13 protein-coding genes are annotated in these 17,722 nt (G+C 41.2%); all 13 read right to left on the reverse strand.

What is annotated here, in order from left to right; all coding sequences use genetic code 11:
- Positions 1-40 precede the first annotated feature (40 nt).
- Entirely contained in the window at positions 41-1,003 is a 963-nt protein-coding gene (locus NBH15_RS10100) for a FecR family protein (RefSeq protein WP_250822591.1), read from the reverse strand.
- Between the two features lie 274 nt (positions 1,004-1,277).
- Positions 1,278-3,584, reverse strand: coding sequence for a glycoside hydrolase family 3 N-terminal domain-containing protein (locus NBH15_RS10105; RefSeq protein WP_250822592.1), 2,307 nt, complete (start codon positions 3,582-3,584; stop codon positions 1,278-1,280).
- A 92-nt stretch (positions 3,585-3,676) separates the two neighbouring features.
- Complete coding sequence (locus NBH15_RS10110; protein ID WP_250822593.1) at positions 3,677-4,750, reverse strand: uroporphyrinogen decarboxylase family protein; 1,074 nt, start codon at positions 4,748-4,750, stop codon at positions 3,677-3,679.
- Position 4,751: 1 nt separating this feature from the next.
- Complete coding sequence (locus NBH15_RS10115) at positions 4,752-5,423, reverse strand: cobalamin B12-binding domain-containing protein (protein ID WP_244050775.1); 672 nt, start codon at positions 5,421-5,423, stop codon at positions 4,752-4,754.
- A 10-nt stretch (positions 5,424-5,433) separates the two neighbouring features.
- Positions 5,434-6,498, reverse strand: coding sequence for a uroporphyrinogen decarboxylase family protein (locus NBH15_RS10120; protein ID WP_046145329.1), 1,065 nt, complete (start codon positions 6,496-6,498; stop codon positions 5,434-5,436).
- A gap of 27 nt (positions 6,499-6,525) precedes the next feature.
- Positions 6,526-9,219, reverse strand: a complete 2,694-nt coding sequence (locus NBH15_RS10125) for a glycoside hydrolase family 38 N-terminal domain-containing protein (RefSeq protein WP_250822594.1) — start codon at positions 9,217-9,219, stop codon at positions 6,526-6,528.
- Between the two features lie 150 nt (positions 9,220-9,369).
- Positions 9,370-10,362, reverse strand: coding sequence for a LacI family DNA-binding transcriptional regulator (locus tag NBH15_RS10130; RefSeq protein ID WP_250822595.1), 993 nt, complete (start codon positions 10,360-10,362; stop codon positions 9,370-9,372).
- 131 nt (positions 10,363-10,493) lie between these two features.
- Positions 10,494-11,072, reverse strand: a complete 579-nt coding sequence (locus tag NBH15_RS10135; RefSeq protein ID WP_128134822.1) for an RNA polymerase sigma-70 factor — start codon at positions 11,070-11,072, stop codon at positions 10,494-10,496.
- A 364-nt stretch (positions 11,073-11,436) separates the two neighbouring features.
- Positions 11,437-12,789: a TolC family protein gene (locus tag NBH15_RS10140; protein WP_244050773.1), complete on the reverse strand. Its 1,353-nt coding sequence runs from the start codon at positions 12,787-12,789 to the stop codon at positions 11,437-11,439.
- 22 nt (positions 12,790-12,811) lie between these two features.
- On the reverse strand, positions 12,812-13,930 hold the full coding sequence (locus NBH15_RS10145; protein WP_128134820.1) for an efflux RND transporter periplasmic adaptor subunit: 1,119 nt from the start codon (positions 13,928-13,930) through the stop codon (positions 12,812-12,814).
- A gap of 45 nt (positions 13,931-13,975) precedes the next feature.
- Positions 13,976-15,238, reverse strand: coding sequence for an ABC transporter permease (locus NBH15_RS10150; RefSeq protein ID WP_128134819.1), 1,263 nt, complete (start codon positions 15,236-15,238; stop codon positions 13,976-13,978).
- Between the two features lie 13 nt (positions 15,239-15,251).
- Complete coding sequence (locus NBH15_RS10155; protein WP_128134818.1) at positions 15,252-16,517, reverse strand: ABC transporter permease; 1,266 nt, start codon at positions 16,515-16,517, stop codon at positions 15,252-15,254.
- Positions 16,504-17,193 (reverse strand): ABC transporter ATP-binding protein, encoded by a 690-nt coding sequence (locus NBH15_RS10160; RefSeq protein ID WP_186959124.1) that lies wholly within the window; start codon positions 17,191-17,193, stop codon positions 16,504-16,506. Before NBH15_RS10160 ends, NBH15_RS10155 begins: the two co-directional genes overlap by 14 nt.
- Between the last annotated feature and the right edge of the window lie 529 nt (positions 17,194-17,722).

Raw genomic sequence — 17,722 nt, forward strand, 5'->3', positions numbered from 1 at the left:
TAATACTTTTTAGGTTAAACATAAAAACTAATCATTCTCTTTATCTATCTTTCACTGAAATAACACCACCGCTTACTTCGAACCGATATTTCTTATCCACATCAATAAAATTAAACACTTCCTGAAGCGACATTTCCAGATTGATACTTCCTGAAAAGTATTCCTTTTCGACCTTATCACTTTCTACATGAATCTTTACATTATATTTCCGTTCTATGTCTTTCAATATTTCGGCAAACGAAGTATTCACAAAACTCAGCCTTCCGGTTGTCCACAACGCTGACTTATAGGATTCAGTGCTTTCGCTGTACAATTGTCCTGTTCCACGATTATAAATAGCTTTTTCATCAGGTTTTAAGCGAACATATTTATTATTGACAGAAACATCTACCCCTCCGTTAATCAGAGAAACTTCGGCTGAAAGGTCTTCGGGATATGACCGGACATTGAAAACAGTACCCGTCACTTTGACCTTCATATCTCCGGCATGTACCTGGAATACTTTTTCTTTGTTCTTGGCCACCTCAAAATACCCCTCTCCTACCAGATAAACATTACGCTCTTTCTTTCCATAAGATAATGGATATTTCAGAATAGAACCGGAATTAAGGACTGCTGTCGAACCATCCGGCAAAAGAATCTTTGTCTGTGAACCCAGTGGCACCGTCGTCTCGTTATACAGCATATCTCCGGAATTATCCAGTTCTTCATATGTAAATATAGAACCTAAAGAAACTGTTACCATTAATAAGATAACCGCAGCTACATTCCGGGCATAGATTACCCATTTACGTCCGACAGTCATACCGGATGATACATGTAACCTCTCTTTCAAATTTGTATATTTAGAATCTTTCTGAGCCTCAAAAGCAGGGACATGAAGAAGGGCATACAGCTTGACCATCTCATCGTATTGCTTCCTATACAATTCAGACTTCTCCACCAACGAAAACAAAATACCTTTATTTTCATCGGTTATTGAACCCGCAATGTATTCGTTCATTAAATTCTCAAATAATATATCTTTATCTTGCATATGACTTTTTTCTAACCGTTCTTATATTAATACACATCCCGGCCGGAAATAATTTAGATGAAATCAAATTATTTTCAAAAAAAGTCCCAAAAGATCCGTTTAAGTGGTTCAATTCATTAGAAGCTTTACTGAAAGCGTATCTAATCATTTATTCGTTTGATATATATGTTTTATTCGTTCAATATTAATAATACAAATATTTGTACGGCTTGTCCTATCTTGAACTCAGGTTTCAAATATGTTATTCTATATATTCTATTTTTTCTTTTAGCAGGATATCTTCCGCAGAACGGCCTACCATCAGTTCAAATTCGCCAGGTTCGGTCACATATTGCATATTTTCATTCCATAGTCCCAGTTCATCGGGAGAAACCTGAAAGGTCACCCGCTTTGTTTCTCCGGGAACCAACTCTTCTTTCGTGAAGCCTATCAATTGTTTTACAGGGATGGATACGGAACTTATCAAGTCCCGAACATATAACTGGACAACTTCTTTGCCGGCTCTCTTTCCGGTATTAGTTACGTCCAAAGAAACCTGTATCTTATCATCCGGGCCAAATCTCTTTTTAGAAACTTGTAAACCCGAATATTCAAATGTAGTATAAGACAAACCGTAACCAAACGGGAACAACGGATCCGGAGAAGAAAAGACATAGTCGCGTCCAGGCTTTTCTTTTGTACCCGGTGAATGGTAAAAACCTCTGCCGGATGGCTTATGGTTGTAAAAGACCGGAACGTGACCTACGCTCTGAGGGATGCTGACAGACAAGCGTCCGGACGGGTTTACTTCTCCAAATAATATCCGGGCAATCGCTGTTCCGCCTTTTTCTCCCGGATACCAGGCTTCAAGTATTGCCGGGATATGAGTTTTCTCCCAGGTTATCGACCAGGGACGTCCATGTACCAGAACCAGAACGACCGGTTTGCCGGTTTTATATATTTCCTGCAATAACTCTCGTTGTACTCCATACGGATTTAAATCTGTTACATCGAAGCCTTCCCCACAAGTATTCGGATCGTCTGCTTTATTAGTCGATTCGTCTCCCCAACCGATGCCGGACAAGGTAGAACTGGTTTCGCCCATTACAAAAACGATGAGATCAGACTTATTTGCAGCATCCAGTGCTTCTCCAAAACCATCCTTACCTTCACCGGAGATAGAACATCCTTTTGCATATCGTACCGTCGTACCTTTTCCCACAAACTCTTTAATTCCCTGTAATACAGTCACACCGGACAGATTTCCTTTGGTATAACTGTAATCGCCATACTGAACCTGATCGGCATTCGGGCCTATTACGGCTACAGATTTTAATGACGAACGGTTTAACGGAAGAAGAGACGATTCATTTTTCAGCAGAATAACAAATTCTTCGGCTATTCGTTGAGCCAACTGTTTATGGCTTGCCTTTCCTACGACCTGCCGGGATATTTCCGGGGAAGCATAAGGTTTTTCGAATAATCCTGCTTTAAATTTAACACGTAATATGCGTTTTACACAGGTATCAATCATCGAAACAGGGATTGTACCATCCTCAACCAATTCCGCCAGAGAAGCATAACATTCCAGAGAGGGTGCTTCTAAATCAACGCCGGCCGTGATTGCTTTCCGGGCAACCTCTTTTCTGTCCGCCGATGTCCGATGAAAATAACGGAGCATATCCATCGCTCCATAATCGGAAAAGACATATCCCTGAAAATTCCACTCATCTCTCAAAACCTGTTGTAACAAGAACTTACTTTCATGAGCCGCTATACCGTCCACTTCATTATAAGAAGGCATAACCGAATAAATATTCGCTTCCGTTATAGCTTTACGGAAAGCCGGCAAGTGGGAAGAACGTAACTCCCGCTCACCGATAGAGGTCGGTCCCAGATTTATACCCGCCACCGGAGCAGAGTACCCGGCAAAATGTTTGGCTGTACAGATCAACTTGCCTGTACCTATTCTCTTGCTGGTCTGTTCCGGTTCACCTTGCATTCCACGAACGAAAGCGGAACCAATCTCACCGACCAAATAATAATCCTCTCCGTAACACTCTTCTACCCGCCCATAACGAGGGTCACGTATAATATCAAACAAAGGGGATAAAGCCTGATCAACACCTGCACTACTGGCTTCCAGAGCTATAACCGAAGCCATTTCCTTTATCAGTTCCGGATTCCAGGTACTTCCCTGGGCTATAGCCTGGGGAAAAACGGTCGAACCATGAGACAGAAAACCATGCAAACATTCTGCGATCTGTATCGGTGGTATTCCCAAACGGGTGCTGTCACGGAAAAAACGTTTCGAAACAGCCGATATTCCGGCAATGTCGGCTGCTTTAATGAAAGGGCTTTCACAAGCTCCAATCCCGTTTAATCCCTTCTTTCCAGCTTCATCCAGACGAATCATTCCCATCTGGGCAATTTTCTCATCCAGCGTCATCCGTGATAACAGATCTTCTACCCGCTCTTCCACTGGTACTGCCGGATCTTTATATTTCTGAGCCTGACAAATAACAGAACCACACAGCAACACAACAAATACCCATACAAACCGTATCATAATCCCCCTTTGTTTTTAATAATTGATCGACATCAAAAATACTTTATTTAAATTAAACTCTCCATTCTTATCGACTAAAATTATTATTTTCATCAGAAAGTCAAGTCAATAGGATATTTTCCATACTTATTGATTGTATCTATCAGACATCGCACGTTTTCCGTAGGGATCAGATCGTGAATACTATGATCTGTCGCAATCATATATCCTCCATTGACAGCAGCTTCCCTGATACACTCCAGTACTTCTTTACGAACAGCATCCGGATCGGAGGAAGCCATCGTCACTTTGTTATTGACATTACCGATAGGGGTCAACTTTCCTTTATATCTTTCTTTTACTTTTTTCAGATCCATACCGGCTGCCCGTTCTACAGGGTGAAGTCCATCGATACCGCAATCTACCAGATCGTCGAGGACATCCCAGATTCTTCCATCGTTGTGCATAATAACCGGCACTCCTAATTCTTTGATACCGGCAACCAAACGCCTGAAATAAGGGATGAAGAAAGTACGGAAGTCATCCGGAGAAATCAACAAAGCATTCGTACCACCCCAGTCATCAGATATTTGTACACAATCGACTCCCCCATCCTTTACAGCCAGGCGGATAGCCCCCAATGTCCATTCCAACACTGCTTCATTTATTTCATGTACCATTTCCGGATCCGTATACATGGTAATAGCCAATGTCTCGAAATCCATGATATACCAGGATAACATGGTGAACGGTCCCAAAGTACCCAACACGACTGCCAGGTCTTCCGTATTAGCCGCCTTCACATCTTTGAAAATTTTGAGGCGATAAGGCGTATCGACCGGAGGTAAAGTATACGCTTCCCAATCTTCACGGCATTTTACAGGCGTATCGATTTGTGCGATGATCGGCCAGCCGTTTTTCTGATAGGTAACGCCCCATTCATCTTTGTATATCTCATTCGGTTCATGAGGAGTCTCTTCGATACCACAGAAACCGTTAATCGGCGTCCAGATACCATCGATACCCAGCTTGGTAGCCAGCTTTGCCTGTGTTTTACCATCATACAAAACCGTTGTATATCCCAACAGCTCCTGCATAAGTTTCAAACTGAAAAGATGTTCCATAATAGGAATTCTGTCGGGTACACCACCCGATAATGCTGTCAAAAAACGTTCTCTTGATGTCATATCAATTAGATGTTAACTGGTTTAAAATCTCTACTAACCGCTGAGGCTCTTCTGTATAATAGTCTGCACCGATCTTCTTGGCAAACTCACTGCTCACCGGTGCTCCGCCTATAAATGTTTTCACTTGAGGAAACTCTGTCTTTATAGCTGTATTGATCGACTCCATATTGACCATTGTGGTTGTCAACAAAGCAGACATTCCAACAAAAGCATCCGGATTTTCTCTGACAGCGTCCACAAACTTTTCTTCCGTAACATCTACCCCCAAGTCGATAATCTCATAGCCATTTCCTTCCACCATCATACATACCAGATTCTTACCAATATCATGTAAATCTCCTTTTACCGTACCGATAATCAATTTACCTTTACGTTTGACCGAACCGTCATTAAAATATCTTTTCAGATGTTGCATGCCACCGCTCATAGCTTTTGCACTCATCAGAACCTGAGGCACAAACACTTTATTTTCTTTGAACTTCACACCGATATTGTTCATACCAACGATCAATCCCTTTGTTAAAATGTCATTGGGGGAATACCCCTGCTCCAAAGCCTTCAATGTCAATTCATCAGCTCCGTCTTCCCCTTTCATTGCCGGAGGATAAGGAGTTTTTGCATTGATCTTACCCACTTCGACACAAAGTGCTATTCTTTCTAATGTGTTTTCCATACTATTCTATTTATTTAGTTAATTGTTCCCTTCTTCTTATCTCTTTTACGGCATCTACCATTGCATAAAATCCCTCTATCTGCATGTAATCAGGTATTGAATTTCCGGAGCCCAGACCGTATCCGTTCGCTTTTTTACGGAACCGTGTACCTTCCTCCAGAACTTTGTTAAAGACCTGGTCATACGGATTCAGGATCAGATAGTTCATATCGAATCCTCCGAACAGGCCGATTTTATCCGAATAGTTGTCAATCCATTCATCAAAAAGGCATATCTGGTCTTCATTCGAATGTTTGGCATCTATCCCGTTCTGAAGAATATCAGGCATGATCTCTTTGATATTCCCACAACAATGCAGTAAGAACTTCTTATTCTTATTATGTACGATATCGATCACTTTCTTATGCAGCGGTAAAATAAACTGACGGATCGTATCCGGTTCGAGCATTGTTGCCATACGATGCCCCAAATCATCTCCCATGCGATAGAAGACAAAAAGATCGTCGTACTCCTCCAACATCTTAGTCCACAATGTTTCGTAGAGTTCACCGATTTTCCGGAAAATGTCGGCAAAAAGTTCCGGGTCGAGATACTGCATGACACACAGGCTTTCATACCCCACCAGATCCTGAGCTGTTTCAAAAATACCGTATCCACAACCTCCATAGGCTTTCATCCCGGCGGGCATTACTCTCCGGATAGACTCCAACCGAGGTCTGTATGTTTCCCAGAAAATACGGGGAATATCGTCAAACGGATATCTGTCAAAATCATCGCGGGTCTGAATAGGACCAAGCATCCCCCCTAATATAGCCCCATGACCGGGAAGGATTTCGCAAATCGCAGCTTCATAACTGAATGCATCATAGGTATTTTCTTTCCAGAAAGAAATATATTTACTAAAATACTCATCCAGATCAGAGCGACTTTTACGGCCATTTAACGACAATTCTTCCCCTATACATTTAGAAACAAAAGGGGCATCGATATTATGCTCATATAAAGGCAAATAATCAGGTTTCTGATTATACAATACCTTTAGAATATTTCTGTAGTCAGGCTCAAACGTATTCATATTTTTTTTATTTAATTACATTCCTTATTACCTTTTTAATATGATCGATACAGGCTGATAGGCATGCATCTCGACGGACAGTTCATTATTCTTTATTGGAAACGAATCTCCCAACGGTTCACCGCGCAGATTACAGAATTGAGCAGACCGATATGATTTTCCGGATAATGTAACAGTACATTTGCCTTTTTTACCAGCTTGTTCCCAAAGTCTCAACAGGTCTCCCTCACCATCTGTATTCGGTCCGAAAGCAGTAACTAAAATTCCTTTTTCCGACAATGTAATCCCCTCGGAAAAGAACGGAAGTTCACCTCCATCATCCTCTGTATATGTTGCCATCAGAGGAACACGCGTTTCTTCTGTCGGTGTAATAAGAGAAGTCTCATTACTGTATTTATCGATCGACCATAGATATACTTTGGCAGAAAAACCTCCTTCTATCCATTCTGTAAAATTAGTTCCCCACTGATTATTAAACAGATTGACAAAAACATTAGGTCGTTGGGGAATAAACTCTCCGGAGAAACGGAACAGACCGGGACGGTCCAGACTGACAGCCGGGGCATTCGGTGTATTTAGACCAAATCCTTTCCCTTGATTATCAATAATAGCCATACCGGTATTCAGGAAGAAATAATCATGATTGGTGTTCTTTACAAAATCAGTGACCGGATTAACAACACCGCCGGTTCTCCCTAACCGGAATGAAGGATTCGACAAATTAAACGGAAAAGCAAGCCAACCACCTTCGGGTTGGGATTCAGCCGGTTTATTCCGTATCCCCCAACAAATTTCCAGATAAGGGGAGTTATCTTCTAATGTATAGGTTAATGTATAGTCATCGCCAGCACCTGTCTGACAGAATGCGGTAGCACTAACTGAATGGGAGGTCTGCAAATATTTGATTTTATTTAATCTGCCCTTTATCATTTCATATTTCAGGTCAGGATTTTCCGGCCGCCCCATCTCCTGATCAGCCCAGCCATGATGTCCGGGCTTCACATAATTCGCATTATAACGGTTGATTTCCTCTTGACCAAATTTCTCGTGGATATACTCTCCGAATCCATATTCATTCTTCCCATCGACCATTTCTTTCTGTTGTTGTTTATCCCAAACAGAAAGTAATGCACCGTTTTCCTTATTTATTTCTATTTTGAAATAGTTGTTTTCCAACACAGCTTCTACTTCATCAATACGGGAACTTCGGGAATCTTCAGATATAGGAGATGTTACCAACGTATAAGTCTTATACCCCAGGGATGGAATATCTTCTGCATGAAAAGACAGGTGATTGTAGTCGTTATATACCGGCAAAATCTTACCTGTCAATTCATCCTTCAAACCATAAACCTGGAAATTTTTTTTATAAACTCCCATATGGAAACTGACCAAACCCGAACGTTTCCAGGGAAGCGGGTTATAGACAACAACTTTACGCCCTTTAACGGCTACATTCTGAGCTAGTTTCTTCAAATCCTTTCGTAAAGAAGGAATAATATATTGTTCAGCGCGGTACACCCTACTTCCTTTTTCATTCCAGGATGTTTCTATAAAATCATACAGCCCTTGCGCCCTGCTGACTGTAAAATCGTCCCCATATTTCCAAAAACCCTGGTGTCCATGACTCATTGCCAACCCAAAAGTATGTTCATCAAACAATAAAGATTGTTCAATAGCCTTTTCAACATAAGGTTCAACCGGTTCGGGAGTTATGTTCCACTGTTTGAGTAAGGAATTCAACGTTTCCGTATTATAAATGACACGCTGCATAGCCTTATTGATTTTTACTTCTTTAGGCATCGACATATATCCATGAATCCAGGTATCCGGCATATCCCCCTTTACTACAGGCAATGATGGGTTTTCTTTCATCAGGGCATCATAAAAATCTTCCAGCTGACCGATACGTATCCGGGCATTAGGTGCTTTTTCACGAGCTTCTTTCAATACAGCAGCAACATCTTCCGGTGTCGGAGCACCCGTATTTTCATGCGTATGTATCATTGCTAACCATGTCTTATATTTCCAGGTTGCCGGAGGAAGTACACCGGAACCGTAATATTCCGCCCAGTTAAAAGTGAGTAACCTCGAACCATCCGGTCCCTCCCACCAAAATAGGGTTGGTATATCCGGTGATACGGACCCGGGATTACAACCAATATGCAAAATCTTCACACCAGCCTGTGTCAATAATGTAGGAAGTATCCAGGAATGGCTAGGGACATCGGTAAGTTTAGCTCCACGTACCAACGGTTGGTCATATTTTCTATTTATCTGCGAAGAATAGGACATTCCACGCACCAATGTTTCAAGATCACTCGATTCAGTCTCAAATGTGAATGGAAGTGCATGCACTTTAAAACGTCCATCTTTTAATGCTTTTTCTATTCCGGATTTATAAACCTCAGAGGTATTTTCCATAATATATTTCATTGGCCAGCCAGGAAGAGTCCAAACAAATTGGTCTTCCTTAGGTAATTTACCCGTTTCCTCTACTGAACGTAATGTTTCATCCATCATAGAGGTTGTGTATTTCTGTAAAATAGATTCACTCCAGTCAGTATAACCAATATCAAAATGCATTTTGAAAACAATGATTATGTCTTCAACTTCAACCTTTTCAGTTCCTTTGTCTACATCTATAGCCGCAATCTGAGCTTTTAATGAGCTTAATGATAGTATGAAAATCCATACTGAAAGAATAAATTGCCTTTTCATATTTCATGGTATTATGTTTCTCTCTTAATCAACTTTACCGGTTAAGTAAATTAAGGAAAAAATATTATTTTGCAAACATATGTGTCTTATCAGAGATAAACAATGACATTTATTCCGATTTTCTTATACTATCTTACGATTGATATGTTTTTAATCACATACAGGCAAAACCAGTTTTACCTTTTCGTCTTCATTATCGGTAGTTTCTAATTTTTCTATTAATACACGTACAGACTCACGACCAATCTCTTTTATAGGAAGATACGCTATATGCATATTAGGAGCCAAAAGTTCAAAACTCGGAGTACTATGCAAGCAAGCCAAACCTATTTTACTGACATCTATATTCCGTTTATAAAAATAGCGTAGCCCTTCCATTCCTAAATAATGCGTAGTGAAATAGAATCCATCGACATCCGGGACCGCATCAAAAATAGTATCCAATACACGAATGATATCTAACTCATACTCATTGCGTGATACCTCTCCATATAAGTGAGGAGAAATAAAACAATCATGTTCGATCAAAGCGGTCTTATATCCTTCATATCTTAAACTCATGGTAAAAAGGGCCGATGCCGTAGTTATAATGGCTATTTTTTTACGGCCTTCATTTATCAGTTTATTAACCAGATTATAACTACACCCGATATTGTCTATAATAATATAATTAGTATTCAATTCCGGAAAGAAACGGTCAATTAAAACAAACGGATATTTTTCTTGTATTAAATTCTCCAATTCACCTTTGGCATAATTAGTAGGAGCAATGATTAATCCATCAATATTCTTCGATCGTAACATTTGGATTATATTATTTTCTCTTACCGGATTAGATTCGGAACTGCAAAAAGTAACGGTATATCCCAGTTGTTCTGCCACAAGTTCAACCTCCATAGCTACTTGGGCATAAAAAGTATCTCCTATGAAGGGAACAACCAATCCAATTGTTTTCGTTTTACCTGAACTAAGACTTTTAGCAAGATAATTTGGTCTATATTTTACCTGTTTAGCATAATCTATTATTTTTTTCTGAGTAGCCGAACTTATCTTTTGTTCATCACCACGTCCTGACAACACCCATGAAACTGTTGTTTTTGAGACATTAAGAGCTTCTGCAATATCTTTAAGAGATTTTCCCATCTGTTTTTAATTTGAACAACTTAACCGATCAACTACATATGCAAATATATTATTTAATTCGATACTCTACAATAGTGTATGAAAGATCCTTTTCCGGAAAGTGGAATAAAAAAGGCTGGAGTAAACAGATTTCAACAGATAAAGAAAAGAAGCAGATGTTTAAGAGTTTGCTTCAAACGATCAGTCGCATTCTTTAACTGAACTCGTACTGTACTAACGGTCAAACCCATATTATCGGCAATTACATCAACTGATTTACCTGCATAAAAATACTCTTCAAATACTGCCTTACATTTTGATGGTAACTGATTTACTGCCAAGCGTACTTCTTCTTCCGTCTGACGCATTTCTACATACTGTAATGGAACCGGAGTCGATTGGATATAATTTTCCTGAAAAGCCAACATTTGTTCCTTATGTTCATCCAATACATTTTGCTGAACCCTTTGTGCCCGGATGTAATTGAGACAACCATTCTGAACAGAACGTACTAAATAATAATGAATTGGATACGATAAGGTATCTCGCTTGTTCCAGATATTAATAAAAACATCATCTACAATTTCTGCACCTGCCTCTTTATCGATCAGGTAACATAAAGCGACTGCATTCAAGTAGCTATAATAGGTACTGAACAATTCAGAAAAAGCCTTTTCCGAACCTTTTCTGATTTGTTCTATTATATCTTCATTTATACGGCTTATATTCATAATACATCTCCTTGTCGCTTTTTCATCTATATTAGTTCATGAAGAACTATGGAATAGATATTGTACTATTCCTTTTAAAATCAGAGAAACATGTAATATGAAGATAATGTTTAAATTTTCTAATGAAACGCGAACGTGTTGATTCTTATAGATATTAAAAATTGAAAAGGGACATAGTTCTTCATGAACTATGTATTTTTAGAGGTTTCATATCCCTTTTCTGCGACAAATATAATATTTATTCACTCACATTGATGTGTATTTACAAAAACGGAAGGAAGTTTCCTCACGGAAACTTCCCTCCTCCTTGGTGTGTCTAATCAATTATGTTAAAAAAATAGGATTTAATCTTATTGCAATATTATTATAAAGTGATTGGTGTTCCATTATAGAAGTCAAGGATCTTGGTGCGGAAGATAAAGTTGTACTTTGCCTGTGTCTGTTCGGCCAGACTCTGCGCATACTTCGTCTTCGCTTCGCTATACTCAAATACAGTACTTTTTCCTGCACCATACCGTTCTTCAGCATATGAGAAAGCGATCTTGCTGGCATCAACTGACTTATCGGAAGAGATGTATTTCTCCTGTGCTGCCGTCGCATTATAATAAGCCTGTTGGATCTCCTTATAAAGTGATTTTTTGCTGTTCTCCATCATTAACTCACGGTTAGTTATGGAGAGACGGGCGGTACGGACGCTGTTACGTACCTGGAAACGATTGAAGATCGGAATACTCAGACTTAAACCGATTGATTTCTGCCCGTTATTCTTCAACTGATCACTGAACGGAGCGTTATTATAATCGCCGTCACCGAAATTATGATAGTAACCGGTACTGTAACCAGCACTTAAATTCAGTTTCGGATAATATCCCGCCTGGGCTATACGGAGCGCTTTCTTCTGGCTCTCCAGCAGATACTGCTGTTCCTTGATCTGCGGTTTGAATGTCACGGCATGATCATATACCTGGTCAGGAGGAATGATACTACCCATGTAACGTTCAATGGCATCACCGTTTTCCGGTTCCAGCACATCGAAGTTTTCACCGGCCCGTTCCAGTTCCAGACTTTGTGTCAGATCCAGTAAAGCCAGTTTCACATTGTTCTGCGATTCTGTCAATGTTACTTCATCTTTTGCCAATTGAGCTTTCATATCGTATAACTGGGAAACTGGGATTTTACCGGCATTATAGAGTGCCTCGGTTTTTGTCACCTGCTCAGAGCTCAGGTCTACCTGCAATTGGGCTATCTTCAACATTTCCTTATTATAAAGAACTTGCAAATAGTAAGAAGCCACATTGATAGACAAGTCCTCCTTTGCCTTATTCAAAGTCTCGATAGATGCTTTCAGGTCCAGCTTGCGTGCAGCAATATCATTCGGTATTTTCAAACCGTCAAAGATAGGCATGCTCAATTGAATACCGGCTGTCGTATTGGCCGAATTACGGTCTACGATCAAACCATCTTTCGATTCGGAGCGGCCGAAACCAAAGTTTTCCCCCACACTGGCATTCACACTGGGCAACCAACTATATTTACTTGTGTGTAAGTCCACTTCGCGGCTTTTCTGTTCCAGTTCCTTTTGTTTCAGATCTATATTGTTTTCGATAGCATACCGGATACATTCCTCCAACGACCATTGCTTTGCCGCTTCCTGTGCCCCAGCGGGCAGACAAAAAAGGAATGAGGCCAGCGCTACGGATGATATGATTTGTTTCATCGCTTATTCGTTTTTATTTCTATTACTTATTAGCAGCTACAATACCACCACGGATCTTGTCACCTTCTGCCAAACCTTCTTTCACTTCGATCTTGATACCGTCAGACAAACCGACCGTAACAGCACGTTTCTCAAATAACTGTTCCGGCTTTTCCTGTTTTACAATCTGTACGAAGGTAGAGTCTCCGCTGAATTCAACACAACTTTCAGGAACGGTCAGGACATCGGTCGCACGTTTCAGCACGATCTCAGCATTGGCACTATAACCGGCACGAATAAAGGCATCTTCCGGCATCTGAACGGCCGCTTTGATCTCAAACAGGACGGCACCGTTTTCTTCCACTCCTTTCGGAGCTACATATTCCAGGGTGGCATCAAACGTACGGCTATCCAAAGCACCGACTGTCAGTTTGATAGGCATACCTTCATGGATACGTCCTACTTCTGTTTCATCCACTTTTCCCCTGAAGATCATATTGTTCATATCGGCTACGGAAGCAATTGTCGTACCGTCGTTAAACGTATTCGACTGGATCACCGAATTACCAACTTTAATAGGAACATCCAGAATCATACCGGTAATGGTAGAACGAACCTGTGTCGTACTGGTGGAAGTAGACCTGCGTGAAATACCTTCACGGATAATCTCCAATGCATCCTGTGCATTTTCTGCTTCTTCCTGTGCTTTCTTATAATTAGACAAAGAGGTCTCATAATCTTCCTTGGCAACAACTCCTTGTTTATACAGTTCTTCATCACGTTTGTAGGTTGCCGTGATTTGTTCCAGATTGATACCAGCCACACGGACACGCGATTCAGCACTGTTCAGCTGAACCATTTCAGGGATTACCTTGATCTTTGCAATGATCTCACCTTCCTTCACCATCTGACCGGCCTCCTTCAACAATTCGGAGATGATACCGGACATCTGCGGTTTGATAAGTACCTCATCACGCGGTTCCACCTTTCCTGTCGCCACAGTCTTCGTCTCTACTGAGTCGCGTTTGGGAGTTACCACTTCATACATGGTGATGACAGGTTGTGCTTTTTTCCACAAGAAGTAGAAAGTGCCGACCACGGCGGCTCCCACCAATACTAAAAAGATGATTCGCAGGATTTTCTTAACGATACGATTCTTCATAATTATCTTTATTTTCAATTTTCAATTCCTAATATTCTATTCTCTTTATTCTTCTCTGATAGCATCAATAGCCTTAATCTGCATGGCTCGCCAGGCCGGAATCAATCCAGCCATAAGCCCGCTGATAAGTAAAACAACGGTTGCGGCAACAGCAGCTCCGATATGTATCTCCGGATTACTGAAGAAAGTGTCATTAGACGGCCCACCTCCGCTATCCATCATCCGGTTCACTACATCGAGCAGGAATACTCCGCAACTCAATCCCATCAATCCGGCTAACGCTGTCAGCAAAAGACTCTCACTCATGATCTGTGAAATTATATCGAACGGTTTGGCTCCGATAGCACGCCGCACGCCGATCTCACGGGTACGCTCCTTTACTGTCACCATCATAATATTACTGACCCCGATAATCCCGGCGAGCAATGTTCCCATGCCGACCAGCCATACAAGAATATTGATACCCGTAAAAAGCATATCGAATGTTTCAAACTGCTTCGCGATCGTAAAGCTACTGACAGCCTGCGGATCGGTCGGCGAAATCTCATTCTGCGATTTCAACACCGCCGTAATCTCTTCCACCAGCTTGTCACAAGGATAACCGTCGTCAGCCGTAGCGCACAGGAACCAGAATTTATCTCCCTGGTTTGCTACCTGCTGCAAAGTGGTAAAAGGAGTCATGATACTTTCTTCCGTACGTCCGCCGATCTGCACACGAGGTTTGGGTTTTACAACTCCGACTACCTGATAATAAATTCCATTCACACGGATATACTCTCCGATCGGATCTTCACCTGGTGTAAACAACACCTCACGGACAATACTACCGATCACACATACTTTACGTTTTTCCAGTACATCTATCTCGTTCAGCAAACGTCCTTCCAGCACATGCTGCGTTTCTATCTGAAAATATTCCGAATGGACCCCGCGTACATTATATGTACCGGCCTTCTGTCCTCTCACTACATTATTCTGTCCACCCCACGACATCGCCATCGGCGACAAATAACGGACCCCTTTCACACGCTGGCGGATGGTCTCCAAATCGCGGTTACGCATCTGCCAGTAGCGTCCTTTCTTATATCCTTTATAAGCCTCCCCGGTGCGTTCGGAAAAAAAGAAAGCAGAGTTTGTGGCAAAGCCGTCCACATTCTTCAATACACCATTCTGGAATCCCGTCCCTGAACCCAGCAGGATAACGAGCATCAGGATTCCCCAGAACACCCCGAAACCGGTCAGCATACTTCTGGTCTTATTGCGGGTGATCGTCACCCATATTTCTACCCAACGGTCTATATCGAACATATCTATCTGTATTTTATTCGTTTCTCATGGCTTCGATAGCCGTTATCTTCACGGCCTTACGAGCCGGAAAATAACCAGCCAGCACGCCAGCTATAATAATCAGGGCCGTTGCCGACAAAGCTATACTCAGACTCACCGTCGGATTCATGAAGATACTCATATCGTCATTTGAAGAGGCCTTTCCCATATTACTACTTTCCATCACCATATTAATAGCTTCCGTCAATCCCACTCCGGTGATCATACCGAAATATCCGAAAACAGCCGTTATCAGGATCGATTCCACAATGATCAGTTTCAAGATAGAGAAAGGAGTGGCACCGATAGCCTTACGGATACCAAACTCACGGGTTCTTTCGCGCACGGTAATCAACATAATATTGCTCACCCCAACGATCCCAGCCGCCAGCGTTCCGATACCGATTACCCAGATAAACAAGGAAATACCATTCATCATCCCATTAAACATTGCAAAATCTTCAATAGTGCTCCACATACCTATCGCCCGCAAATCCTCCGGGTCAAAACGGTGACGTTTACCCATTTGCTCTCGGAAACGTTTCTCAAAAGCCTCATATTCTTCCTTCGTACTGACGCCATTCAGAGAGAATATAATATTATCCGTTCCATATCCCGAGCGGTAAAGTTGTTGTGCCGTAGAAAACGGAATATAGGCAGGTGCATTATTATTGTTGTCCTCATCCGTATAAACCCCAACTACCTGGTAAGCGATATTGCTGGCATTCAAATATTTGCCCAGCGGATCTTCGCTACGGAAAAGCACTTCCTTCATACGGGGACTTATCACGATCACCTTTCTTTTCTGCAAAATATCCACCTCGTTAATAAAGCGTCCGTTGCCTACCAGCATCTTTATCTTGTCGATAGTGGCCTTATCCGGATGAACACCTTGCAAGGAATACGTATTATATTCTTCGCCATACGAAAGCGTATCACTTTGATAGAGAACGCCCGAAACCAGATCCACTTCCGGATTCTGTTGTTTCAGCAACACCAAATCGTCATCTTTATACTCGACACGACGATTCGTCTGCATCCCTTTATAAGGTTTGCTGGCATAGCGGGGCCATGTCTCCACACGGTTTCCCGTCCAACGGTCGAAGTTATGCATGATACCATTCTTCATCCCGTTGCCCGCTCCCAGCAAGACGATCAGCATAAAGATTCCCCACGACACGGAAAAGCCGGTGAGGAAGGTACGAAGTTTATTCTTCTTGATCGTACTCCATATTTCCCGGAAATTATCAAAGTCGAACATATCCCTCTCCTTTTTCGATGTTTTCTATCAGGCCATCCTTTACACGGATGATCTTTTCGGTCGCATTGGCTACGGATTGCTCGTGGGTCACGATAATCATAGTCATACCTTCTTTATTTACATTACGCAGAAGTTCCATTACTTCGACCGTAGTAACACTGTCGAGTGCACCGGTCGGCTCATCAGCCAGAATCACCTGCGGTTTAGCGATCAGGGCACGGGCAATGGCTACACGCTGTTTCTGCCCGCCCGACATTTCGTTAGGCATATGCTCCGCCCAGTCTCTCAGACCGACCATATCCAGATATTCCATCGCCATCGCATTTCGTTTCTTACGGTTTATACCCTGATAATAGAGTGGCAAGGCGACATTCTCCACCGCATTCTTGAAAGAGATCAGATTAAATGACTGGAAAATGAAACCGATCATCTGGTTACGAAGTTCAGCTGCACGGCTTTCGCTGAGGTTCTGAATCAATTGTCCGTTTAAATGATAGGTACCAGTATCGTAAGTATCCAATATCCCCAGTATGTTCAACAGCGTCGATTTCCCCGAACCGGAGGCTCCCATAATGGAAACCATCTCACCTTTTTCGATCTCCAGGTCTATGCCTTTCAAGACATGCAGCGGAGCACCGTTGAAATACGTTTTGTTAATTCCTTTCAGCTGAATCATCATATTTGTCATTACATTTCTTTATTAGACGTACACTTTGTAAAAAATGTTACACATTTAAGGAACTTTTTTACCCTCTGACGCAACAAATATATATTTATATAAAATACCTTGTATCACAAGGTACTGATTTTTACAAGATATTAACTATCGTTTTGTTATCAGATAAACACAAGTAATCAGGCAATGCTTACTAAATAAACCGACAACTACGAAATATACTGCATTACCCCATTCATTTTATTTATAAATTCATCAAATAAAATAGCAGGGAATAACCAAAAACAATATTACATTTGCAAATTATACTTACACTACCTACAAGACTAACCCACAAGATGTTATCAATTTTATATAGTTATGTAAGTTATTGTCGACAGCTATCAGCAATATTACTTATAGTTATTAATGCGAATCAGGAGTTGAAAACAGCTTCTGATTCAGGTTTTAAAAATTTATAATTCAGTTAATTATCTCATTGTTTTATTTTATATTCTCCTTGAAAATCAATATATTAGAGTAATAATTC

The sequence above is a fragment of the Parabacteroides caeci genome, from assembly GCF_023656795.1.
In the GTDB taxonomy this organism is placed as follows: domain Bacteria; phylum Bacteroidota; class Bacteroidia; order Bacteroidales; family Tannerellaceae; genus Parabacteroides; species Parabacteroides segnis.

Coding starts and splice junctions, on each gene's coding strand:
- NBH15_RS10100 (WP_250822591.1), bottom strand. CDS start 1,003: ATGAACGAATACATTGCGGGTTCAATAACCGATGAAAATAAAGGTATT.
- NBH15_RS10105 (WP_250822592.1), bottom strand. CDS start 3,584: ATGATACGGTTTGTATGGGTATTTGTTGTGTTGCTGTGTGGTTCTGTT.
- NBH15_RS10110 (WP_250822593.1), bottom strand. CDS start 4,750: ATGACATCAAGAGAACGTTTTTTGACAGCATTATCGGGTGGTGTACCC.
- NBH15_RS10115 (WP_244050775.1), bottom strand. CDS start 5,423: ATGGAAAACACATTAGAAAGAATAGCACTTTGTGTCGAAGTGGGTAAG.
- NBH15_RS10120 (WP_046145329.1), bottom strand. CDS start 6,498: ATGAATACGTTTGAGCCTGACTACAGAAATATTCTAAAGGTATTGTAT.
- NBH15_RS10125 (WP_250822594.1), bottom strand. CDS start 9,219: ATGAAAAGGCAATTTATTCTTTCAGTATGGATTTTCATACTATCATTA.
- NBH15_RS10130 (WP_250822595.1), bottom strand. CDS start 10,362: ATGGGAAAATCTCTTAAAGATATTGCAGAAGCTCTTAATGTCTCAAAA.
- NBH15_RS10135 (WP_128134822.1), bottom strand. CDS start 11,072: ATGAATATAAGCCGTATAAATGAAGATATAATAGAACAAATCAGAAAA.
- NBH15_RS10140 (WP_244050773.1), bottom strand. CDS start 12,789: ATGAAACAAATCATATCATCCGTAGCGCTGGCCTCATTCCTTTTTTGT.
- NBH15_RS10145 (WP_128134820.1), bottom strand. CDS start 13,930: ATGAAGAATCGTATCGTTAAGAAAATCCTGCGAATCATCTTTTTAGTA.
- NBH15_RS10150 (WP_128134819.1), bottom strand. CDS start 15,238: ATGTTCGATATAGACCGTTGGGTAGAAATATGGGTGACGATCACCCGC.
- NBH15_RS10155 (WP_128134818.1), bottom strand. CDS start 16,517: ATGTTCGACTTTGATAATTTCCGGGAAATATGGAGTACGATCAAGAAG.
- NBH15_RS10160 (WP_186959124.1), bottom strand. CDS start 17,193: ATGATTCAGCTGAAAGGAATTAACAAAACGTATTTCAACGGTGCTCCG.